19 protein-coding genes are annotated in these 22245 nt (G+C 64.0%); 13 read left to right on the top strand and 6 right to left on the bottom strand.

The genetic code is table 11. The features are described 5' to 3' along the window. Positions 1 to 57: 57 nt before the first annotated feature. From BUC24_RS25655 to BUC24_RS25680, 6 genes are all read left to right on the top strand, one after another. Positions 58 to 864 carry a carotenoid biosynthesis protein gene (locus BUC24_RS25655; protein WP_229448848.1) on the top strand — a complete coding sequence of 269 codons (807 nt, stop codon included), beginning with the start codon at positions 58 to 60 and terminating at the stop codon, positions 862 to 864. Next, positions 861 to 2270: an oxygenase MpaB family protein gene (locus BUC24_RS25660; protein ID WP_073223477.1), complete on the top strand. Its 1410-nt coding sequence runs from the start codon at positions 861 to 863 to the stop codon at positions 2268 to 2270. Before BUC24_RS25655 ends, BUC24_RS25660 begins: the two co-directional genes overlap by 4 nt. Then, on the top strand, positions 2267 to 5824 hold the full coding sequence (locus BUC24_RS25665; RefSeq protein WP_073223479.1) for a hybrid sensor histidine kinase/response regulator: 3558 nt from the start codon (positions 2267 to 2269) through the stop codon (positions 5822 to 5824). The genes BUC24_RS25660 and BUC24_RS25665 overlap by 4 nt, the downstream gene beginning before the upstream one ends. Next, complete coding sequence (locus tag BUC24_RS25670; RefSeq protein ID WP_073223481.1) at positions 5821 to 6747, top strand: diguanylate cyclase domain-containing protein; 927 nt, start codon at positions 5821 to 5823, stop codon at positions 6745 to 6747. The genes BUC24_RS25665 and BUC24_RS25670 overlap by 4 nt, the downstream gene beginning before the upstream one ends. Positions 6748 to 6819: 72 nt before the next feature. Next, positions 6820 to 8799, top strand: coding sequence for a S9 family peptidase (locus tag BUC24_RS25675; RefSeq protein ID WP_083599167.1), 1980 nt, complete (start codon positions 6820 to 6822; stop codon positions 8797 to 8799). A gap of 319 nt (positions 8800 to 9118) precedes the next feature. Beyond that, entirely contained in the window at positions 9119 to 9796 is a 678-nt protein-coding gene (locus BUC24_RS25680; RefSeq protein ID WP_073223483.1) for a PEP-CTERM sorting domain-containing protein, read from the top strand. Here BUC24_RS25680 and BUC24_RS25685 read toward each other — a convergent pair whose 3' ends face one another. Both BUC24_RS25685 and BUC24_RS25690 read right to left on the bottom strand, forming a co-directional pair. After that, positions 9797 to 10654, bottom strand: coding sequence for a CAP domain-containing protein (locus BUC24_RS25685; protein WP_073223485.1), 858 nt, complete (start codon positions 10652 to 10654; stop codon positions 9797 to 9799). Positions 10655 to 10707: 53 nt separating this feature from the next. Continuing rightward, a complete protein-coding gene (locus tag BUC24_RS25690; RefSeq protein WP_073223585.1) occupies positions 10708 to 11571 on the bottom strand; it encodes an MBL fold metallo-hydrolase in 864 nt (287 codons plus the stop codon). Between the two features lie 99 nt (positions 11572 to 11670). Here BUC24_RS25690 and BUC24_RS25695 point away from each other — a divergent pair, with 99 nt between their 5' ends. Then, positions 11671 to 12576 carry a LysR family transcriptional regulator gene (locus BUC24_RS25695; RefSeq protein ID WP_073223487.1) on the top strand — a complete coding sequence of 302 codons (906 nt, stop codon included), beginning with the start codon at positions 11671 to 11673 and terminating at the stop codon, positions 12574 to 12576. Here BUC24_RS25695 and purT read toward each other — a convergent pair. Continuing rightward, positions 12573 to 13778 (bottom strand): formate-dependent phosphoribosylglycinamide formyltransferase, encoded by a 1206-nt coding sequence (gene purT, locus BUC24_RS25700; RefSeq protein ID WP_073223489.1) that lies wholly within the window; start codon positions 13776 to 13778, stop codon positions 12573 to 12575. The genes BUC24_RS25695 and purT overlap by 4 nt on opposite strands. Positions 13779 to 13945: 167 nt before the next feature. Here purT and BUC24_RS25705 point away from each other — a divergent pair, with 167 nt between their 5' ends. Further along, on the top strand, positions 13946 to 15592 hold the full coding sequence (locus BUC24_RS25705; RefSeq protein WP_307188479.1) for a M28 family metallopeptidase: 1647 nt from the start codon (positions 13946 to 13948) through the stop codon (positions 15590 to 15592). 170 nt (positions 15593 to 15762) lie between these two features. After that, entirely contained in the window at positions 15763 to 16299 is a 537-nt protein-coding gene (locus BUC24_RS25710; RefSeq protein ID WP_073223493.1) for a DUF2058 domain-containing protein, read from the top strand. A 5-nt stretch (positions 16300 to 16304) separates the two neighbouring features. On the opposite strand, the gene BUC24_RS25715 is transcribed toward BUC24_RS25710, so the two are convergent. Further along, positions 16305 to 17258: a ribonuclease Z gene (locus tag BUC24_RS25715; RefSeq protein ID WP_073223495.1), complete on the bottom strand. Its 954-nt coding sequence runs from the start codon at positions 17256 to 17258 to the stop codon at positions 16305 to 16307. Between the two features lie 95 nt (positions 17259 to 17353). On the opposite strand from BUC24_RS25715, the gene BUC24_RS25720 reads away from it, so the two are divergent. The 3 genes from BUC24_RS25720 to BUC24_RS27480 all read left to right on the top strand — a co-directional run bounded on the left by BUC24_RS25720 (position 17354) and on the right by BUC24_RS27480 (position 20416). Next, entirely contained in the window at positions 17354 to 18001 is a 648-nt protein-coding gene (locus BUC24_RS25720) for a hypothetical protein (RefSeq protein ID WP_073223496.1), read from the top strand. Between the two features lie 113 nt (positions 18002 to 18114). Then, positions 18115 to 18855, top strand: a complete 741-nt coding sequence (locus tag BUC24_RS25725; RefSeq protein ID WP_229448850.1) for a transporter — start codon at positions 18115 to 18117, stop codon at positions 18853 to 18855. Positions 18856 to 18865: 10 nt separating this feature from the next. After that, positions 18866 to 20416, top strand: a complete 1551-nt coding sequence (locus BUC24_RS27480; protein ID WP_083599170.1) for a methyl-accepting chemotaxis protein — start codon at positions 18866 to 18868, stop codon at positions 20414 to 20416. Positions 20417 to 20604: 188 nt separating this feature from the next. Here the strand turns inward: BUC24_RS27480 and BUC24_RS25735 are convergent, their stop codons facing one another. Beyond that, positions 20605 to 21351, bottom strand: a complete 747-nt coding sequence (locus tag BUC24_RS25735; protein ID WP_073223500.1) for a ZIP family metal transporter — start codon at positions 21349 to 21351, stop codon at positions 20605 to 20607. A 152-nt stretch (positions 21352 to 21503) separates the two neighbouring features. Here BUC24_RS25735 and BUC24_RS27140 point away from each other — a divergent pair, with 152 nt between their 5' ends. After that, positions 21504 to 21923 (top strand): TraR/DksA family transcriptional regulator, encoded by a 420-nt coding sequence (locus BUC24_RS27140; RefSeq protein ID WP_073223502.1) that lies wholly within the window; start codon positions 21504 to 21506, stop codon positions 21921 to 21923. On the opposite strand, the gene BUC24_RS25745 is transcribed toward BUC24_RS27140, so the two are convergent. Further along, positions 21920 to 22237 carry a hypothetical protein gene (locus BUC24_RS25745; protein ID WP_073223504.1) on the bottom strand — a complete coding sequence of 106 codons (318 nt, stop codon included), beginning with the start codon at positions 22235 to 22237 and terminating at the stop codon, positions 21920 to 21922. The two genes, BUC24_RS27140 and BUC24_RS25745, sit on opposite strands and share 4 nt — an antisense overlap. Positions 22238 to 22245: the final 8 nt, after the last annotated feature.

The raw sequence follows: 22245 nt of genomic DNA on the forward strand, positions 1-22245 counted from the left end.
TGCGCGCACTGTCCCTCAACGCTTGACTGGATTGGCCCATCCCCTATGAATGCATTGATGAAGCGCTTGCCTTACCTGACGTTTGCCTTGCTGGCGGTGTTTTTGATCCTGACGGCGCTGCGCGGCCAGTCGCAAACCACGCTGATGCTGGTGGCCAGCTCGGTCGTGATGTTTGCCTGCTGCTGGGCCAGCGCCATCCATATGCTGGGCGCACGCCCGGCCCTGCATTTCGTGATCATTGGCGTCACCTGCGGCTGGGTGGCCGAGCAACTGGGCTCATCCTACGGCTGGTTCTTCGGCAGCTATGATTACACCGACGTGCTGGGACCGGTCCTGGGCGACGTGCCGCTGGTGATTCCGCTGATGTGGTTTGCCCTGTGCTACGTGGCCTACGTGATCGGCAACCTGATTGTGTGGCAGGCACCCACCGACGGTGATGCCCCGCTGGGCCAGTCGCTGGTGATGTCGCTGCTGGCGGCCATGATCGTGGTGGCCTACGACCTGGGCGCCGACCCGTACATGGTGTTCACGCTCAAGGCCTGGATCATGGAAATGAAGGACGGCTGGTGGTTCGGCGAAACGCTGCAGGGCTTCTTCGGCTGGGCCTTTGTCACCTTCGTGGTGGTGTTCGGCTTCCGCCTGACGCTCAAAAAGGTACCGCTCAAGCCGGCCCCCAATATGGCGCACTGGCACCTGCTGGTGCCGCTGCTGGTGTACGGCGGCAGCATGGTATTTCAGATGTGCTTTGGTAACCCGGTCGAAACGCGCACGATCGCCCTGTTCGCCATGGGCATTCCGCTGCTGTGCGCGGCCATCGGCTGCTGGCGCTGGAACCATGAGCAGAAGGCGCGAGGGACCGCATGAGTGCGTTGCCGGGGCAGGATCTGGAAGTCCAGCTGGAAGACATGCGCATGCGGGCCGACCCGCTGGCCGACAATACCATCGCGGCTTTGCTCGGACCCTGGACCAATCTGCAGCAGGCCGCACGCGGCAACAATGAAAACTGGGCCGTGCTCGACTTCATCAATGCCCAGATGGCGCAATGGCAGTCGAACGGCGGCCTCGATGCATGGAAAACCGACAGTCCGAATGACGACGCCCTCACGCGAGAATTGAAGGCGTATGTGCGGGCCGGCATCGGTCTGCCTGCCTGGGCCGACCCGGTCCGCATCGAACGCGCCGAAAAGCTGTTCATGGATTACGGCATGCTCTCGTGCACGCTGCTGTTCTGTTCCAGCCTGCCGGAATGCTATGTGATTCCCGACCTGGCTGCCGTGCTGCACGTGGCCGGCCAGCTCGAAGCCCACACCGACCACCGCATCCGCTCCACTGCGGCCATGATTTTCCCGGTCATGATGATCGGCGGCCTGACCCGGCCCGAAGGCGGCGGCTTGCCGCAGGTGCTCAAGGTGCGCCTGATCCACGCCATGATCCGCAACCTGATCTTGCGCGGCAATCCAAGCGACGCCACCCGCGCCGACCAGGTGCCAGCGCTGGAGCAGGGCGGCATCACCAATATGCACCGCGCCCTGTTTTCGCACGGCTGGGACCTGGCCCGCGACGGCGTGCCGTGCAGCCAGGACGAACTGGCCTACACCCTGCTGACCTTTGGCTATGTATTCTTGCGCAGTATGCGCAAGCTGGGCCTGGGCTTGCCGCACGAAGATGAACTGGCCTATCTGCATGCCTGGAACGTGATGGGCCATGTGCTGGGCATGGAAACGACGCTGATGGCTGAAACCATGGAAGAGGGCGAGGCGCTGTTCGCCCGCCTGCAGGCGCGCGGCCGGGCCGACCAGCCGCTGGTGCACGATGTGCGTCCGGCCCTGGGCCAGGCGCTGATGAAGACCATGGAAAACGTGATTCCTCTGCATGCCATCAAGCCGTTCCCGGTGCTGCTTACGCGCTACCTGTGCGGCAAGACCACGGCCAAGGACATTGGCATCGACCACCGCGTACCCTGGTATTCGCGCATGCTGTTCTGGGTCGTGATGATGATCACGCGCGGCATTGACGCCCTGGGCCGCCTGGTGTTTCCTGGTTTTTCGATGTGCCGCATGATCACCCGTGTGGTGGGTTACCAGTTTACCGTGCGCGTGCTGATGGACCAGACCCGGCCCCTGAAGCTGCCGCCAGCCCTGCTTGGCCAGGTCAACAGCATGACCGGCAGCTGGCACGTTGACCCGCACGCGCCCAAATGGATCAACAAACTGGAACAGCGTCTGACCGGGCGCGGCCCGCAGGCCGGTTCGACCGAGGCCCGTCAATGAGAGCGCTGCTGGCCTGCCTGTGCGCCTTGCTGGCGCTGTGTTGCGGCGGGCCGGCCCACGCTGCCGCTGGCGTTGCCGATGCAGCACCAGCGCTGCTGCTGCGCGACAGCACGGCGCAGGTGGAAGCCTGGCCGGTGCTGCGGGTGCAGTTCGACGGCAGCGGCGCACGCACCGTCGAGGACGTGCTGGCCCGTCCATTCAATACGCCCACCTCGGCCTACGCCACCCTCGGCGTGCACCGCGAAGTGGTGTGGCTGCGCATTCCCGTTGCGGTGGCCGCCGGCGGCGATGGCCAGTGGGTGCTCGATATCGATTACGCGGTGCTCAACCGGGTTGACGTGTATTTGAGCCAGAATGGCCAGTCGACCCGACTGGCGGTGATGGGCAACCTGGTCCCGGCCAGCAAAACGGCACTGGGCGGACGGGCGCCGGCAGTGGCGCTGAATCTGGCCCCTGGCCAGAATTACGAACTGCTGCTGCGGATCGAAAATATCGGGTCGAAGATCCTGCCGATCCGCCTGTCCAAGCCAGCCGCCTTCCATGAGACGGCGCTCAACGAACAAATCCTGCAAGGCATGCTGATCGGCCTGTCGCTTTGCCTGCTCCTTTACAGCCTGGCCCAGTGGCTCAATCTGCGCGAACCCCTGTTTGGCAAATACGCGCTGCTGGTGGCGGGCACGCTGATGTTTTCGGTCGAATTTTTCGGCATCGGCTCGCAATACCTGTGGGGCGCAAGCGCCTGGATGACCCAGCACTCGGGCGGCCTGTTTGCCCTGATGGCTTCGTGCGGCGCTTATCTGTTCGTCGAACAGGCGCTGGCCCGGCCCGGCTTTGACCGCATCTTCAGCCGCCTGATGCACATCGGCGCCGGCCTGACCGTGCTGACCGCCGTCCTGTTCGCGGCCGATCTCATTTCGGTGCAAGTGCTGGTGACCATTGTCAGCACCCTGGGCCTGATGCCCATGCTGCTTGGCTTGCCGGGCGCTTTTACCCGTGCCCGCCGCGGCGACGCGGTCGGCATCTACTTCCTGGTGGGCTGGGCCATCAGCTTCCTGTCGTCGCTGATTCTGGCGCAGGTCATTGCAGGACGGGTGGCAGCAGGCTTCTGGACCATGCACGCTCTCCAGTTTGGCAATACGGTGGACATGCTCATTTTCATGCGCATTCTGGGCATGCGCAGCAAGGCGATGCAAAGTGCGATGCTGCGCGCCGAGGCAGCCACGCGCATGAAGTCGGACTTCCTGGCCAACATGAGCCACGAAATCCGCACCCCGATGAACGCCATCATCGGCATGAGCCGCCTGGCCCTGATGACCGATCCGAGCGAAAAGCAGCGCAATTACCTGACCAAGATCCAGGGCGCGGGCGAACATTTGCTGGGACTGATCAACGACATCCTCGACTTCTCCAAAATCGAAGCGGGCAAGATGACGCTGGAGACGGTCGTGTTCGACCTGGCCGACGTGCTGGACCATCTCTCCAGTGTCACGTCGGTCAAGACCGACAGCAAGCAGGTGGAACTGGTATTCCGGGTTGACCGCGCGGTGCCGGGCAAGCTGGCCGGTGACCCGCTGCGCCTGGGACAAGTGCTGATCAACCTGACCGGCAATGCCGTCAAGTTCACCGACAAGGGCGAGGTGGTGGTGGCCATCGATCTGGTCGAGCGCACCGGTGAAGCCATGATCCTGCGCTTTTCCGTGAGCGACACCGGCATTGGCATGAATGAAGAGCAACTGGCCGGCCTGTTCCAGTCCTTCAGCCAGGCTGACAACTCCATTTCGCGCAAATACGGCGGCACTGGCCTCGGTTTGTCGATCTCGCGCCAGCTGGTGGAGCTGATGGGAGGCCGCATCAAGGTCACCAGCACGCCGGGCGTGGGCAGTCGCTTCAGCTTTACCGTGCGCCTCGGCGTGGCCGATGGCATGCTGGCGCCGGCGGCGCCGCCCATGGCGCTGCTGCACCAGGTGCGGGTGATGGTGGTGGACGACAGCGCCAGCGCCGCTTCGGCCCTGGTCGACATGCTGGCCTCGTTCGGCATTGCCGCCGAGGCGGCCGACAGCGGCCCGCGCGCGCTCGAGATGCTGGCCGCAGCCGTGGCCGCCGGCGAGCCGTACCACGTGGTGCTGATGGACTTCATGATGCCCGGCTGGGACGGGATAGAAACGATTCGCCGGATTCGGGCCGACCGCCGCTTTGCGGCCCCGCCCGCGATCTTGATGGTGAGTGCCTATGCGCGCGAGGAAGTGGTGCGCAAGGACGACCAGGTGCAGCCGGAAGGCTTCTTGTCCAAGCCGGTGGGACCATCGCTGCTGTACCACAGCCTGCTGCAGGTGCTGCGTCCGGAAGCGGCCAGCGAGGCCGGCCAGGACAGCCGCACTGGTTTGCGCGAAGGCGATCTGGCGCGGCTGGAGGGCGCCCGTATTCTGCTGGTTGAGGACAATGCCAACAACCGCGAGGTGGCGATCGACTTCCTGGCCGCGGCCAAGGTCGTGGTCGACATCGCCGTGCATGGCGGCGAAGCGGTGCACAAAGTGCGCGATAACGACTATGACCTGGTACTGATGGATATCGCCATGCCGGGCATTGACGGCTTTACCGCCACACGCCAGATCCGCGCATTGGGCAACCGTGACCGCTTGCCGATCGTGGCGATGACGGCGCATGCCATGGCCGGCGACCGTGAACTGAGCCTGGCCGCTGGCATGAACGACCATGTGACCAAGCCGATTGATCCGGAAGCGCTGTTCAAGGCCCTGCTCAAGTGGATTGCGCCGGAGCGGCTGGCGCTGCCGGCCATGTCTGCGCCCGCCATCGTGGTGCCACCTGCGCCGCCGCCCGCGCCGGTCAGTGCGCCGCCCGCTGCCCAGCCAGCGGCAAGCGCGCCGGCGTCCGCGCTGTCGATCAGCATTGAAGAACTGGCCCCAGTGGCTGGCGTGGAATGGGAGTTGGCCCTGGCCAGCGTCGATTTCAAGCGCGAACGCCTGTACCGGCGTTTGCGCGGCTTTGTTGGGGAATACCGCCGTTCGCCGCAAATCGTGCGCGAGGCGCTTGCCAGCGGCAACTTCGAACCACTGCAAGGCCTGGCGCACAATTTGAAGTCAAGCGCGGTCTACGTCGGTGCAAACGGACTGGCTGCGCTGGCGGGCGACATTGAAATGGCACTGCGCGCGGGCGATACCGCAGCGGCGCTGGAAATGGGCCCGACGCTCGTGAGCGCGCTCGATGAGCTGCTTGATGGCCTCGATGCGGTCGAATCGGCGCCGCCTTTGATGGCTGCGCCGAGCCTGGCGCCAGCGGCGCACAAAAGCGCGCCGGGGCTGGCCGCCGCCGACGTGGCACGCCTGATGCGCCGTCTGGGCACCTTGCTGATGGCCGACGACGCCCAGGCTGACGACACCCTGCACGAACTGCAGACGGCATTGCGTTCGCGCGGCCATGACGATCAGCTTGCACAAATTCGCCGCGCGGTCGACGATATCGAATACAGTGTCGCTCTCGTGGCGCTGTCGGTATTGGCGCGCACGCTCGAAATTGAACTGGCGGAGAAGGCATGAACGTAGGCGCAACACAGAAAGTACTGGTGGCAGATGATGACGCCATCAATCGTCAGGTACTGGGCGAACTTCTGAAACCCGAATACTCGGTTTTGCTGGCCAAAAACGGCGAGCAGACCCTGGAGCGGGCCGTGCGTCACTTGCCGGATCTGATTCTGCTCGACGTGATGATGCCTGACATGGATGGCTACGAAGTGCTGCGGCGCCTGCGCGCTGATCCGCAGACGGAACACATCGCCGTCATTTTCATTTCCGGTCTGGACCGGCCTGAAGACGAAGCCAATGGCCTGAACCTGGGGGCGGCCGACTATATCGCCAAACCATTCAATGCCACTGTCGTCACGGCGCGCGTGGCGCTGCACTTGCAAGTGGTGCGCCAGCGCCGCATGCTCGAACGCCTGGCGCACATTGACGGCCTGACCGAACTGGCCAACCGGCGCCGCTTCGACGAGGTGTACGCCAACGAATGGCAGCGCGCGCGCGATGCACGCCGGCCGCTGTCGCTGGCCCTGCTCGACATCGATTGCTTCAAGCAGTACAACGACCGTTACGGCCATCCGGCGGGCGACCGCGTACTGCGCTCGGTGGCGCGCACCGCATCATCTTTCATGCGGCGCCCGGTCGACCTGGCCGCGCGCTACGGCGGCGAGGAACTGGTGCTGCTGATGCCCGACACCTTCAGCGAACAGGCGCAGCAACTGGTCACCGGCTTGCGCCTGGCGATCGAACAGCTGACCATCGCGCACGACGCCTCGGTGGCAGGGCCTTTTCTGACGGTGAGCGTGGGCGGCGCCACGCTGGAACTGGAGGCGGGCGAATCGGCAGCCGAACTGCTGGACGCGGTGGACAACCAGCTTTACCGCGCCAAGCACGCTGGCCGCAATCGCGTTGAATGGCGCGGCCCCCTGGCAGCACGCCCATAAACGGATGGCAAATGGCTGAAAAGGGGCGTATTGTGATGCTCTGTTTTTGCCTTCATCTGAAAGGGTTCCACGATGTTCTTCCGTTTGCACGCAAGTCCGCTTGCCCTGTCGGTCCTGGCTGCGCTGTCCTGCGCCAGCGCCTTCGCCCAGGAACCGGTGCTGCCCGCGCCCGCTGCCATGGTGCTGGAAAACGTGCCGCCAGTGTCCGCCAGCGTGGCTGCCGATATCGCCCGTTATAACGACTTCAAGCCGACCGCGTTTGCAGCCTGGCACCCGAAGAAGCTGGAGATGATTCTGGTCCGGCGCCACAACAATACCCCGCAGCTGTTCCAGCTCGCCAAGCCAGGTGCGCCACTGACGCTATTGACCGATTACCCGGAGCCGGTGCGCGCCGCGCGCTATCAGCCACGCCTGGGCAAGTACTACGTGTTCAACAAAGATGCGGGTGGCAACGAAGTATTCCGCAGCTACCGGCGCGACGCGGGCAGCGCCGATGCGGTTCCCATCACGCCGGACGGTCAGCGCGTGCAGGGCATGTCCCTGTCGGAAAAGAGCGGACGCATGGTGTACGTGACGGTGCCGGTCAACCGCCAGGGCTCAAACGACCAGATCATGTCGACCGTCAGCCTGGTCGACCCGAAGCATCCGGAAGCAGCGCGCAAGCTGGCTTCACTGCCCGGCGGCGGCTGGTCTGGTTTTCGTTTTTCGCCGGACGACAAGCAGCTGGTCTACACCGAATACGTGTCGGCCAACGAAAGCTATGTGTGGCTGATGGATCTCGACAGCGGCAAGTCGCGCCGTATCACTGCCAAAGAAGGCGAGGAGAATGTCGCTTATTCAGGTGCCCAGTTCAGCCATGACGGCAAGGGCCTGTATGCGGTCACCGACCGCGGGGCCGAGTTCCAGCGTCTGACCTACATCGACCTGAAATCGATGAAGCACACCACGCTCACTGGCGAGATCGAATGGGATATCGAGGATTTTGATTTGTCGGCCGACGGCAAGCTGCTGGCCATGGTGGTGAACCAGGACGGCATGAGCGTGCTGCGCCTGATGCGCACGCGCGACCACAAGATGCTGCCGGTGCCGAAGCTGCCGCTCGGTACCATCGGCGGCATGGAGTGGCATCACGACAGCCGTCACCTGGCGCTGTCGCTGGCGTCGAGCACCAGTCCATCTGAAGTCTACAGCGTCGACATCAAGACCAATGCCGTCACGCGCTGGACCACGCACGAAAAAATGGCGGTCAACGCGGCCGCCTTTGTGGAGCCCACGCTGGAGCGCTGGAAGTCGTTCGACGGGCGCAGCATCTCTGGCTTTGTGTACCGCGCGCCGGCCGCCAAATTCCCCGGCAAGCGTCCGGTCCTGATCAATATTCATGGCGGTCCCGAAGGGCAGTTCCAGCCAGGCTTCCAGGGCCGCAGCAATTACTACACCGACGTAATGGGCGTGACGGTCATTTACCCGAACGTGCGTGGCTCCAGCGGCTACGGCAAATCCTTCCTCAAGCTGGACAACGGCCGTTTGCGCGAACACTCGGTGCGCGATATCGGCGCCTTGCTTGACTGGATTGCCACCCAGCCCGACCTGGACCCGGCCCGGGTAGCGGTGTCGGGCGGCAGCTATGGCGGCTACATGTCGCTGGCCGTGTCGACCATGTATCCGGAGCGGATCGCCGCCGCCATCGATGTGGTGGGCGTGTCGAATTTCGTCACCTTCCTGGAAAAGACCGAGAGCTACCGGCGCGACCTGCGCCGGGTTGAATACGGCGACGAACGCGATCCGGCCATGCGCGCCTTCCTCGAATCGATCGCGCCGGCCAACAATGCGGCGCGCATCAAGAAGCCGCTGTTCGTCATCCAGGGCAAGAACGACCCGCGCGTGCCGTACCAGGAGGCGGACCAGATTGTCGCCACCGTGCGCAAGGGCGGCACCCCGGTCTGGTACATGACGGCCAATGACGAGGGTCATGGCTTTGCCAAAAAGGCCAACGCCGATTACCAGTTCTTCACCTCGATCGACTTCCTCAAGACCTATCTGCTGGCGCAATAAGCACATCGCCCTCGCGGAGGCGGGGGCCCATGCCACCTATCCGAATTCGTTCATGTGGCATAGGCCGCGCCTCCGCGAGGGCGATGTATGGGTTTGTGCCTCGTTTTTCGACTTATCTCCCTGCGACGTATTTACAACAAAAGTGCGGCGCCGGGGCGCACTCGGCATTCTATTGTCGAGATAACATTGTCAATACGCTACACTGGCTTTCCATATGGTGTGGTCTCAGCTAAGTGAGCGTTCACCCACATCGTCCTCGCTTGCGCGAGGACGATGCATCACTGATCGGCGACTGCCCCTTCCACCAAAGGAGTGTGCGATGACCCTGATGACGACCCTGAAACTGGCCTGCGCTGCCAGCGTGTTTACCGCCGCCGCATCCCAGGCTGCCGTGATTGCCAGCTTTGACGACTTGATCGCGCCGCCCGCTGCCGATTCCGCCACCGGCCTGCAATACACCAATCCGGACAACAGCCTGCTCTACCAGGGCGTGAGCTGGGATGCCGATTTCACGGTGGTCGGCGATGCGTACCGGGTGTCGGCGTCGGGCCCACTGTTCGGGATCCCGCACTCGGGCGGCTACTTCGTCACCAATCAGTCGGGCCGTTCCGGCCTGTCCATCATCACCAGCCAGATCCTCACAGGCGCCTGGTTTGGGCGCAATCAGTATTATGGCTTTACCGAAGGCGGTGCCGATCAGATCACCATCGTTGCCATGGGCGGCGAGCAGGAACTGGGGGCGGTGGTTTTTGATTTGCCCGAGTCCCATCCGGGCCAGCCGGAACCGCTCTCGTTTGTCGATACCAGCGTGTTTGCCAGCTTGAGCGGCATCACCGGCTATCGTATCGACCGGCGCGAGCTGGGCACCCAGGCCGGCCACTGGGTGGCGGACGACTTCCAGTTCATTCTGCCCAACGCGGTACCGGAGCCGGGCAGCCTGCCTTTGCTGGCCGGGTCGCTGGGACTGCTGCTGGCGTGGCGCCGCAGGCGCGCCTGATCAGCGTGGCGTTGCGAACACCTGGGTCCAGTAGATGCGTGCCGGCACCCGCGCCTGATTGACGGCGTAGCCGGCGCCCATCTCGGTCAGGTCGTCGCGCATGATGTTGGCGCAGTGACCGGGGCTGTCAAGCCAGCCTTGCACGACTTCCTCGGGCGTGTCCTGGCCTGCGGCGATGTTTTCAGCGACGGTGCGCCAGCGGTAGCCGGCAGCGATGGCCCGCTCGGCCGCAGTACGGCCATCCTTGCCGGTGTGATTGAGGTAACGCAGGGCTGCCATATCGGTGCTGTGCACCAGTGCTGCCTCGGCCAGTGCGCCATTCCAGACCAGGGGGCCGGCCGCGGGGAACGAGCGCGCGCCGCATTTGCGCTCGACGGCGCGGGCCCGGTTAACCGCTGCCAAAATAAGATGCCCGGCCTCGTCCTGCGACGGTAACAGCGTCGACGCTGGCGGCGGCGCCGGCTGGGCCAGTACGATCAGCCAGTCGCTCCCGGAACGCACCACACCCACGGCGGAAAAGCGCGCACTGCGCAGCACCGTGCAGTAGCGCTGTTCAATCATGCCCATCACAACGGCGGCATCCTCTGTACCGGAAACGGAGATCGCCTCGGCTTCGCGCGCGCGGTAACCGGCGCGCTCGAGCGCCACGTCCAGCAAGATGCCACGCCCGACCCGTACCTGCGACAGGGCGGCAGGTGCTGACAGCGGCGGCTGCACCGGCGCCGGACGGCCTTCACAGCTGGCAGGCGCCGCCCGGAATGCATTGATCAGACCAATCAGCGGGTCGGGCGCGCGTGCGCCAGCTGCCCCTGCGGACAGCAGCAGAACCGGCAACAGCGCGTAAGGTCGGGGCCACATGAGCGCAGCATACACCGGACGGGCAGGCTGCCGCGCAGGGAAGGCCTAAATACTTACCACTTGATCTCGCCTTTGGCCACCTTGGCGCTGGTCTGCAAGCCGGACTGCAGGCCGGCAGTGGGATACAGCTTTTGCATGGTGGTCACCAGTTCGCCCGAGTTGGCCGCCTTGTCCGCAGCGTCGCTAAAGCGCGTGACGTATGCGCGGGTATAGGCAATGCTGGCTGGGGTCATGGCGGCGCCGGGCGCGAAGTGGCCTGGCACCACGGTGTTTGGGTGCAGCGCTGCAATGCCATCCAGTGTGGCGAGCCAGTCCTGGCGCGACTGCGCCGTTTGCGAGTCGGCCATCCACACATGCAAGCCGTTGAATAGCACCACGCCACCGACCACCGCCTTGATCGACGGAATCCACAGATAGGTACGCTCCGGTGTCGGCCCGCTGACGATCAGGGCCTTGCCTTCCAGCGTCAGCCGATTGCCCTTGAGCGCTTCAGGATAGACGATTTTTTGCGGCGCGTTTTCCTTCAGGATTGGCCCCCAGTAGGCGGCCTTGGCGTCCGCCTTCTTGTGCATCGCTTCCACCGTCTGCGCGGTGGCCACGATCTTCGCATCAGGGAAGGCTTGCTGCAGCACGTCCAGGCCGAAGTAAAAATCCGGGTCGCCGTGGCTGATGTAAATCGTGGTCAGGCGTTTGCCGCTGGCGCGAATGCGCTCGGCCAGTTTCTGCGCTTCGGCGCGCGAAAATTGGGCGTCGACCAGAATGGCGTCGCGCTTGCCTGCCACCAGCACCGAGGCCACCGGGAAGATCGCTGCTTCGCCAGGGTTGACGACATCGAGTGTGAGCGCGGCAGCGCCAGCGCTCCCGTGGGCCACGGCGCCGGCCAGCAAGGCAGGGAAAAGCAATTTGCGGATGGACATGGGTTTCTCCTTGTAAGTGATGCGGGCCATCTTACGTTGCAATTTATGATGGAAAAACCAGCTAAACTGACCATATTAATTGCATAAATCGAGCGAATCATGGACCGTGTTACCGCCGCAAGGGTGTTTGTGGTCATTTCGGAAAGGGGCAGCATGATTGCCGCCGCCGATGCGCTGGACATGTCGCGCGCGATGGTGACGCGCTATCTGGCGCAGATGGAGCAGTGGGCCCATGCGCGCCTGTTCCACCGCAGCACGCGACGTCTGAGCTTGACCGATGCAGGCGAGCAGGCGCTGGTCCGTTGCCGCGCATTGCTGGCGCTGGCCGACGCCATGCCCGACAGCGGCGCCGCCGGCGCCCAGCCCCATGGCTTGCTGCGCATGAGTTGCAGCCCTTCCCTGGGGCAGGCCGTGATGGCGCGCATCGTCACCGCATTTCTGCAGCAGCACGCGCAGGCGCGGGTGGATCTGCAAATGACCAATCAGGCTGTCAATCTGGTGGAAGACCGGATCGACCTGGCCATCCGCATCACCAACGCGCTCGATCCCAACCTGATTGCGCGCCGGCTGGCCGACTGCGATTCAGTGGTGTGCGCGGCGCCGGCCTACCTGGCCGCACACGGCACCCCGAGCCGGCTTGAAGATCTGACCCGGCACAACTGCCTGACCTTCACCCACTTCGGCAAGCATCTGTGGCAGTTCACGCGGGATGGGCAGGCCGAGGCGATTCCGGTGAGCGGCAATCTGAGTGCCAATGATCCGCTGGTGCTGCTGGCGGCCACCCAGGCGGGAGCCGGCATTGCGCTGCAGCCGCGCTACAGTGCCATGGGCCCGATCGCGCGCGGCGAACTGGTGGAGCTGCTGCCGCAATTTGCCCCGCAGGCGCTGGGCATTTATGGTGTGTACGGCTCGCGCCAGCACATGTCGGCGCTGCTGCGCGCGATGCTCGATTTTCAGCTGGCCTGGTTTGCAGGCCAGCCTGGCTGGCAGAACAGCGCCCCTTAGCGCACTGGCTTGACCTTGGCTGCAGCCTCGCGCGCCAGCTGGCGTGCGCTGTCGGCGTCGGCCGCGCTGGCCAGCGCCACGCCCATGCGGCGCCGTGCGAACGATTCCGGTTTGCCGAACAGGCGGATGTCGGTGCCGGGAACAGCCAGCGCTTCGGCCACGCCTTCAAAGGCGATGCCGGCCGCATCCAGCTGGCCGTAGATGACGGCCGATGCCGCCGGCGTGCGCAGCGCCACATTGACGGGCAAACCCAGAATCGCCTTGGCATGGATCTCGAATTCGCTTTGCACCTGGCTGGCCATGGTGACCATGCCGGTGTCGTGCGGGCGTGGGCTCACTTCCGAGAACCAGACTTCATCGCCCTTGACGAACAGTTCGACGCCGAACAGGCCCAGGCCGCCCAGATCGGCCGTGACCTTGGCCGCAATCTCGCGCGAGCGCGCCAGCGCCACCGGGTTCATGCGCTGCGGCTGCCACGATTCCACATAGTCGCCGTGCACCTGGAGGTGGCCGATCGGTTCGCAGAACTGGGTTTCGATCGTCCCGTCGGCTGCACGCGAGCGCACCGTCAGCAAGGTGATCTCGTAGTCGAAATCGACGAATCCTTCGACGATCACGCGCCCCGAATCGACGCGGCTGCCTGATGCGGCATAGTCCCAGGCGGCCTTGACGTCGGCTGCGCTATCGAGCTTGGACTGGCCCTTGCCAGACGAGGACATGATGGGCTTGACCATGCACGGGAAACCAATGTGCGCGCTGGCCTCTTCCAGTTCGGCCAGGCTGCTGGCAAAGCGGTAAGGTGAGGTCGGTACCCCCAGCGTCTCGGCGGCCAGGCGACGGATGCCTTCGCGGTTCATGGTCAGGGCTGCGGCGCGGGCGGTGGGAATGCAGGTCAGTTTGCCAGCCGCTTCCAGCGCTACCAGCGTTTCGGTGGCAATGGCTTCGATTTCGGGCACGACCAGGTCGGGCTGCTCCTGTTCGATCAGGGCCGCCAGGGCGGCGCCGTCGGTCATGTCGATCACGTGCGCGCGGTGCGCCACCTGGTGGCCGGGCGCGTTCGGGTAGCGGTCGACGGCGATCACTTCCACGCCCAGGCGTTGCAGCGAAATGATGACTTCCTTGCCCAGTTCTCCCGATCCAAGCAGCATGATGCGGGTGGCGGAAGGCGAAAGCGGGGTGCCAAGGCGGCGGGGCGTGATCATGATGGTCGGTTCCAGGTGGGATGGGGCAAATGCGCGATGATACCAAATCGGCCCGGTCCAAGCGGGCGGGCGTTGACCGCACCGGCCAGAGCGAGGATACTTTCGTGGCTCGTTGGCGCGCTTGCGCGTACGTACGAATCCGATCATTTCCGACCATGGAGTCCGCATTGAAAAACGCCACCTTTGTTCCGCTGCTGCTGGCCGCATCGACCGCCCTGGCGGCCGGCCCGGCTTTCGAGCCGCAGCGCCTGGCCTCGCACGTCAAGGTTCTTTCCTCCGACGCCTTGGAAGGCCGCGCCCCCAACACGCCGGGCGAAGAAAAAACCGTCGCCTACCTGATCGAACAGTTCCAGGCGGCCGGCCTCAAGCCGGGTGGCGACGTGGTTGACGGCAAGGCCAGCTGGACCCAGAAAGTGCCGTTGGGCCGCTTCGAGATCAAGGGCCCGCTGGCGCTGTCGCTGGCCAATGGCGACAAGAGCGAGCCGCTGGCCCAGGGCGAACAGATCGCCGTGCGCGCCGCCATGAACGGCGAATCCAAGGTCGACTTCAAGAATGCGCCGCTGGTATTCGTCGGCTACGGCGTCAGCGCACCGGAGCGCAAGTGGGACGACTTCAAAGGTGTCGACCTGAAAGGCAAGCTGGCGGTGGTGCTGATCAACGATCCCGACTTCGATACCGGCAAGGGCGCCTTTGGCGGCAAGGCCATGACCTACTACGGCCGCTGGACCTACAAGTTTGAAGAAATGGCCCGCCGCGGCGCCATTGGCACCCTGATCGTGCACGAAACGGCGCCAGCCTCGTATGGCTGGGACACCGTCAAAAACTCGAACACCAACGTCATGTACGACGTGGTGCGCAAAGAGCCGGCCAAGTCGCACGCGCCGATGGAAGCGTGGATCCAGCGCGACCTGGCCACGGCCTTGTTCAAGCGCGCCGGTCTCGATTTTGAGGCAGCGCGCAAGCAGGCGCGCCTGCGCACCTTCAAGCCGGTGGAACTGAAAGGGCAAACCCTGTCGGCGCAGTACGCGGTCGACGCGCAGGTGATCAACTCGAATAACGTGGTGGCCCGCATCGACGGCAGCGAGCGGCCCAACCAGTACGTGATGTACAGCGGCCACTGGGATCACCTGGGCGTGGGTCTGGCTGACGCCAAGGGCGACACCATCTACAACGGCGCGGTCGACAACGGCACCGGCATCGCGGCGCTGCTGGAAATGGCGCGCACCTATGCAGGCCGTCCGGCGCCCAAGCGCAGCGTGGTATTCATGGCGCTGACGGCCGAAGAGCGCGGCCTGATGGGCTCCGAGTACTATGCGGCCAACCCGCTCTACCCGCTGGGCAGCACGGTCGGCGTGATCAATATGGATGCCCTGAGCCCGTACGGCCCGGCGCGCAATTTCTCGCTGTCCGGCAGCGCCAAGCAGGACTTGCTGGACCGCCTGGTGGGTACGGCCAAGCAGTGGAAGGTGCGCTTCTCGCCCGATCCAAAACCGGAAGCAGGCCACTTCTTCCGTTCGGATCACTTCCCGTTCGCCAAGCGCGGCGTGCCGGCCATCTCGTTCCAGTCGGGTGAAGACCTGGTCGACGGCGGCGTGAAAGCAGGGGCTGCGCACGAAGAAGCCTACACCACCAATAACTACCACCAGCCGTCGGATGAATTCAATCCGGCCTGGCCGTTTACCGGCATGGCGCGCGACATGGAAATCCTGTTCGCGCTCGGTAACGATCTGGCTAATTCGAGCGACTGGCCGACCTGGTCGAAGGATTCGGAATTCCGCGCAGCGCGTGACGCCAGCGCGGGCGAGCGCAAGTAAGCAAGCCAGTGTTGACTCCATAAACATCGTCCTCGCGGAGGCGGGGACCCATAGCACATCGAGCGCACCACAGAGCATGCGTGGCATGGGGCTGGGGCATGCCCCAGCACCTTCGCGAGGACGATGTCGGTGATGGTATCCTTACGGCTTACTCACACGGAGCAGCGGTCATGGTTTCATTGCAAGAACAATTTCTGAAGGCGGGTCTGGTCGACAAGAACAAGGTCAAAAAAGCGATCCAGGACAAGAGCAAGCAGATCAAGGAAGAGCGCCGCAGCGGTACCCAGACCGAGAACGAAGCGCGGCTGGCGGCCCAGGAGCTGCAGCGCAAAAACGCAGAAAAAGCCCGCGAAGCCAATGCCCAGCGCGATGCAGCTGCCGCACAAAAAGCCATCATCGCGCAGATCGTACAAATGGTGCAAAAGAACCGCCAAAGCAAGGGCAACGGCGATATCGCCTACAACTTCACCCACGGCAGCAAGATCGAACGGATCTATGTGTCAGCAGCCGTGCAGGCCCACCTGATGGCAGGCCGCCTGGTGATCGTGTGCCAGGGCGGCACGGTCGAACTGGTGCCGCGCGTGATTGCCGACAAAATCGCCGAGCGCGACGCATCGATGGTGGTACGCGTGAACAAACCAAGCACCCAGGTGGACGAGGATGATCCCTACGCGGCTTACCAGATCCCCGACGATCTGATGTGGTAAAAGCGTTACAGCCGCCGCACTAGCCCGTCGCTGCCCAGCTCGTAGCTGGCCAGGTCTTCGGCCAGAAAAAGCTGGCCTGCGTAATACTGGCGCGCTTCCGCGTCGATCTCGGCCATGCCGTTGGGGAAATCGTAGCGGGCGCTGAAGTGGGTCAGAATCAGGTTCGGCAGTTTTGCTTCGGCCGCAAACTGGGCGACCCGCTGTACCGAACTGTGGGTCGGCCCCGGCCCAACTTTTTGCAGCACCGCTTCCGTGTAGGTCGCTTCGTGCACCAGAATCTGGGCATCGCGGCAGGCGTCAGCCAGCAGGGCAGGGGTGTCGTTGTCGCCGCCCACCACCAGCACGGCGCGTTCCTGCTGCACGGCGCAGACGTCATCTGCCCGCACCAGGCTGCCATCGTCCAGCACCAGATCTTGCCCCGCCTGCAGCTTGCCCCAGTCCGGGCCCGGCGCCACGCCACGTGCGCGCAAGGCGTCGGTGTCAAGTTTGCGCTTGCTGCGTTCGACGTCAAAGCGATAAGCCACGCTGGGCGCGCGGTGCGACAGCGGATGGCGCGTGATGCGCAGTCCCGTTTGCTCGTGCACCAGCTCGCTGGCGTCCACATCAATGTAGACCAGTGGAAACGTCAGGAACAGTTCGGTATGCAGCAGGGTGGCGTCCAGCCACGCCTTGAGGGCGAGCGGCGCAATCAGAATCAGAGGGCGGGTGCGGCCCGTCATCGAAGCGCTGGCCAGCAAGCCGGGCAGGCCGTAGCTGTGGTCGCCATGAATATGGGTGATGCAAATGCCGGCCAGTTCGTGCACGCTCAGAGGCACATGTTGCAGCCGGTGCTGGGTGGCTTCGCCGCAATCGACCAGCCACCAGTCACGGTTCAGGCCAGTCTGGACCGCCAGCGCAGTCACGTTGCGGTTCTTGGTGGGCACGCCCGACGAGGTGCCAAGGAAGGTCAGTTTGAACATGCCGTCATTATCGTCTGAAATGGAATGTTAAATCTTGCTCCGTTAGAACGATAAGCGGGTTACATTATGTGTTCGGCATGTTCAATGGGGTTTGCATGCGTTACATGGATTTCAGTTCCTGGAGTGGCGCCATGACCACCCTGATCGGCCTGGCAGTATTTACGCTGCTTGGTGTTGGCGTCCGAGTGCTGATGATGCAGACCATTCAGCAACGGCGCGAGCGCATGAACCGCCAGATCAACGAGCGTCTGCGTACCCTGATTGCCGCTTACCGTACCCTGGGCGGCTCCTTCACTGGCGAACTGACGGTGGACCCAAGCCATCTGCGCGATCTGCGCGCCAGCGCACCGGGCGACGAGGCACCGGGCTCGGAACGTGCCCGCCGCATCCGCGATGCGGTCGAAGCGGCGCTGGCCGACATTCTTTTGCTCGGCACCGAATCGCAGTGCCGCCTGGCTGGCCAGGCCGCCAGTGACATGGCCGCCGGGCGCCCCATCCATACCGCCGATCTCGTCATTTCCCTGCGCAATTTTATTCGCGAAGCACTCGATCTGGAGCCGATCGCGCCAGACGTGCCAATCCCCTTGCAAGGTCCGACCCGGTCACAAGCGGGCGGCGCCCGCGGCAAAGGAGAGGCCGCTGGCAAAGGCGGCGCGCGTGCCGGCGGTGGCAGCGGTGGCAGCGGCACGGGGATGGGCATGACTGGCGCGCCCAAGGACGGCGAAGGCGAACACCCGCACTGATTCAAAGCACAAGCAGTTCCAGGCAGGACCATTTACCCAAAGGAGCCTTTATGCAAATGCCTCATCAGCGTGTTTGTCAGTGCATCATGCTCGTGCTATCCGGATTTTGGTCGATGACCGCCTGCGCCGCCGACGACGAGATCGCCACCGACCGGCCCGACTTTGTGGAGTCGAGCAATGTGGTCGGCAAGGGCCGCTTCCAGATCGAAACCAGCATTGCCGGTGAACGCAGCAACAACGATGGCGTGCGTGCCCGCCTGCTGTCGACCCCTACGCTGTTGCGCATTGGCGTGAGTGACACGCTCGAACTGCGCGTGGAAACGGATGGGCGCCTGCAGTCGCGCGTGAGCGTGGACGGCGGCCCCACCTTCAAGACCAATGGCTACGCCGACACTGCAGTCGGCATCAAGTGGCATGCGCGCGACGCGGTCGGCAGCGCGCCATCGATTGGGGTACTGGCCCACCTCGACCTTGACTCCGGCTCGTCGCCGTTCCGCGCCAATGGCCAAGGCGGCTCGCTGCGGGTGGTGGGCGAATGGGATTTGCCGGACGGCTTTTCGCTTGGGGTGATGCCAGGACTGTCGTGGCAGCGGGACGACAATGGCGCACGCTATACGGCCGGCATCTTCGGCGTTGTGCTGGGCAAGGAAATCAGTGCAGAACTGCGCGGCTTTGTCGAATTATCGGCGCCGCACATTGCCAAAAGTGGCCGTGGTGGCAGCGAGGCCACCATCGATGTGGGGCTGGCCTGGCTGCTGGCACCGACTGTGCAGCTCGATACCGCCTTTTCGGGTGGCTTGAACCGGCAGACCGCCGACCAGGCACTCACAGTCGGCCTGTCCGTCAAATTCTGAAGCGGAGACCATGATGACCTTTACAATCAAGCGGCGCCTGTTCCTGTCGAATCTGCTGGCAGTGGTGTTTGTCATGCTCGTTGGCCTGATCGGCTGGCGCGCGGTCGGCACCCTGGACGCGTCGATGGACGCCATCAGTATTAATGAAGCGGCCATGAAGGACCAGTTGCAGGCCGACCAGGCCCATGACGCGCTGCGCGCTGATATCCTGGCCGCCTTGCTGGCCAGCGGACAGGGCGATGCCGCCGCGCTGGAACAGGTGAAAAAAGATGTCGATGAACATATTGCACTGTTCCGTGCACGCATCAAGAGCATGGACAGCGCCGGCACTGACGCCGAGGTGCGCCAGGCCATCGACCAAGTGCGGCCGGACATGGACCGCTATCTGGCCCAAAGTGCCGAGATGGCGCGGCTGGCGCTGGCCGACAAGGAGGCGGCCCAGGCGCGCTTCCCGGCCTTCATGGCCAGCTTCCGCGTACTGGAAAAGAGCATGGGCAATTTGAGCGAACTGATGGAAAAGGATTCCGACAGCGTCAAGGAGGTGGGCGATGCCGCCGTCGTCAGTTCAACCAGGCAAATAGTCGGCTTCGCGTTGCTGGCGCTGGTGTGCATGGTGGTGTCCGGCGCCTGGATTGCGCGCTCGATCACGGTGCCGCTCGATGCCGTGGTTGGCTTTGCCGCGCGCGTGGCCGAGGGCGACCTGTCAGGCCGCATGGACACCGTCGACGGCGACCGCACCGAAACCGGCCTGCTCAAGCAAGCCCTGGTCAACATGAATGGCAATTTGCACCGCATCGTCAGTGAAGTGCGGCGCGGGACCGAAACCATCACGCTGGGCTCGCAGGAAATTGCCGCCGGCAATCTGGACCTGTCATCGCGCACCGAAGAGCAGGCCAGTTCGCTCGAAGAGACTGCCGCGTCCATGGAAGAACTAACCTCGACCGTTCGTCAGAACAAGGAAAACGCTGGCCAGGCCACGGAACTGGCGGCGTCGGCCTCGGCATTGGCGCAGCGTGGCGGCCAACTGGTCGGACAAGTGGTGCAGACCATGGGCCAGATCAATCAGTCCTCGGGGCAGATTGTCGACATTATCGATGTGATCGAGGGCATCGCCTTCCAGACCAATATTCTGGCCTTGAACGCGGCAGTGGAGGCGGCACGCGCTGGCGAGCAGGGGCGCGGCTTTGCGGTGGTGGCAGCCGAAGTGCGGGCACTGGCGCAGCGGTCAGACACGGCAGCCAAGGAGATCAAGGTGCTGATCGACGCCTCGGCCGGCCAGGTGGAGGCCGGTAGCCGGCTGGTTGACCAGGCAGGCGCGGGCATGGACGACATTGTGGCCGGCATCGCGAAAGTCAGCAGCATTGTGGCCGAGATTGGGGCCGCAACGCGGGAGCAGGCCACGGGCATCGATCAAATCAATGAGGCCATCGTCAATATCGACAGCGCAACCCAGCAGAACGCAGCGTTGGTGGAGGAGGCGGCCGCCACGGCAGCGTCGCTGGCCCAGCAGACTGAGGCGTTGACGAAAGTAGTGAGCGTGTTCCGGCTGGCTGCGGCCTGAACGGATTTTCTTGCTCATCCGTGTTTTACCGTACGGATAGATTGAACCTGCTCTGGCATCCTGAATGCATTACTTCAACACATTCAAGGAGCGCGATCATGGGTAAATATTTTTTAGGTTGGCTGCTGGGCGTGCCGGCGGTGGTTTTGGTGATTCTGTACCTGATCTTCAATTGACCGGATGGCCGCTCAGGCGGCCATATGCGCCAGTACAAAGGCGGCCAGAAATCCGGCAACGGTGATCAGGCCGCTGAAATCATGGGCCACTTCGTATGCTTCCGGCACCATGGTGTCCGCCAGCATGGCCAGAATGGCGCCCGCTGCGGTCGCCGTGGTCGCGCCGATGACGTCGTCGGAAAAGTGGCGAAACACCGTGTAGCCGGCCAGCGACGCCAGGCTGCATGCGAGCGCGATGGTGGTCCACATGCCGAACACATACAGCGGGCTGCGGCCCGCTTTTTTCATGCCTGCCGCGCTGGACAGGCCTTCGGGCAGATTCGACAGGAAGATGGCGGCCACCGCAATCACGCTGACCTTGCCGCCGCCAATGAGGCTCAAGCCGATCACGATGGACTCGGGTATGCCGTCCAGCAGTGAGCCGAGCGCGATGGCCGCACCGCTACCGCTGCTGTCCGACTGTTGCGTGCCCGAACGCTTGCGATGCCGTGCGCCATGGCGTGCCAGGGCCCAGTTGGCGGCAGTGAACACCAGCGCGCCGCCCAGAAAGCCAAGTGCAGTGGCGTCGAAACCGCCGCGCCGGAATGCTTCTTCCATCAGTCCCAGCGACAGGGCGGAGATGAGTACGCCGCTGCCAAAGGCCATGATCGCCGCCACCGCGCGTTGCGGCAAGGCCAGAAAATAACCACCCAGGGCACCGAGCACCAGTGCCGAACCGGCCATCAAACCCCACAGTGCCGCCTGCAGCCAGATTGGCATACCTGCCCCTAGTCGATCGCAATATTTCATCCTAACATCGGCGCGTTTCGAGGTGCGCCGCCCAAGCGCGGGCGCGAGCACGATTGAGACAGCACAAGCTCGATCCAACATCGCTGCTCACACTAGTCCAATCAAACACGCTGGAGATACGCATGCCCACGCTTTCAGCATCGACCACTGCCCAATTGCGGCAGCGTCTTATTGCGGCGCGCGCCGAAGTCCTGCCCCACATACAGGGGCGTACTGAATCACCAGAGGAGGCGCCGGTGTCGCTGCGCGCCCATTTGGGCCAGCCCGACGACATGGCCCAGGCAAGCAATGTCGGCGACAACGAAATGGCGCAACTCGGGCAAGAACAAGCACTGCTGCGCGACATCGACAGCGCCCTGGCGCGGCTGGACGAAGGCGTGGCGAACGTCTGCATTGTGTGCGGCAACAGCATTCCTGACGAGCGGCTGCTGGCGCTGCCAACGGCACAAACCTGCATGCCGTGTCAGCAGCGCACCGAGGCGCAAGGGCAGGGGCCGCAGGGGCCGCCATGTAGCCAACTCGGCTTCGTCAGCCTGCGCTAAGGTCTGCCGGTACGGTCTTGCGCATCGTCTGCGCGTGTGGCCCGGTCGCGCGTGGTGGCAGGGGTTTCCTTGCCATCGCCACCAGGTGCCTGGCCCAGCCCCGGTCCACCTACCGGGTCGATGACCGGGCCCGAGCCGATCGCCGTGTTGACGACGGGCGGCTGATGCGGGTCTTGCGCCTGCTTGCCTGGGCCGATGATTTTGTCAGCGTCGCCGTGTGCCAGCGGATCAGGTGAATGGGTGGGTATCGGCGGCTGGATGTGGCGGCGCGCAGGGTCTTGCGTATCGAGCTTGTCGTCGCTGTCGCGGTTCATGCTCCCTC

Origin of the sequence: Massilia sp. CF038 (genome assembly GCF_900129765.1) — a bacterium.
Classification (GTDB): Bacteria; Pseudomonadota; Gammaproteobacteria; order Burkholderiales; family Burkholderiaceae_D; genus Telluria_A.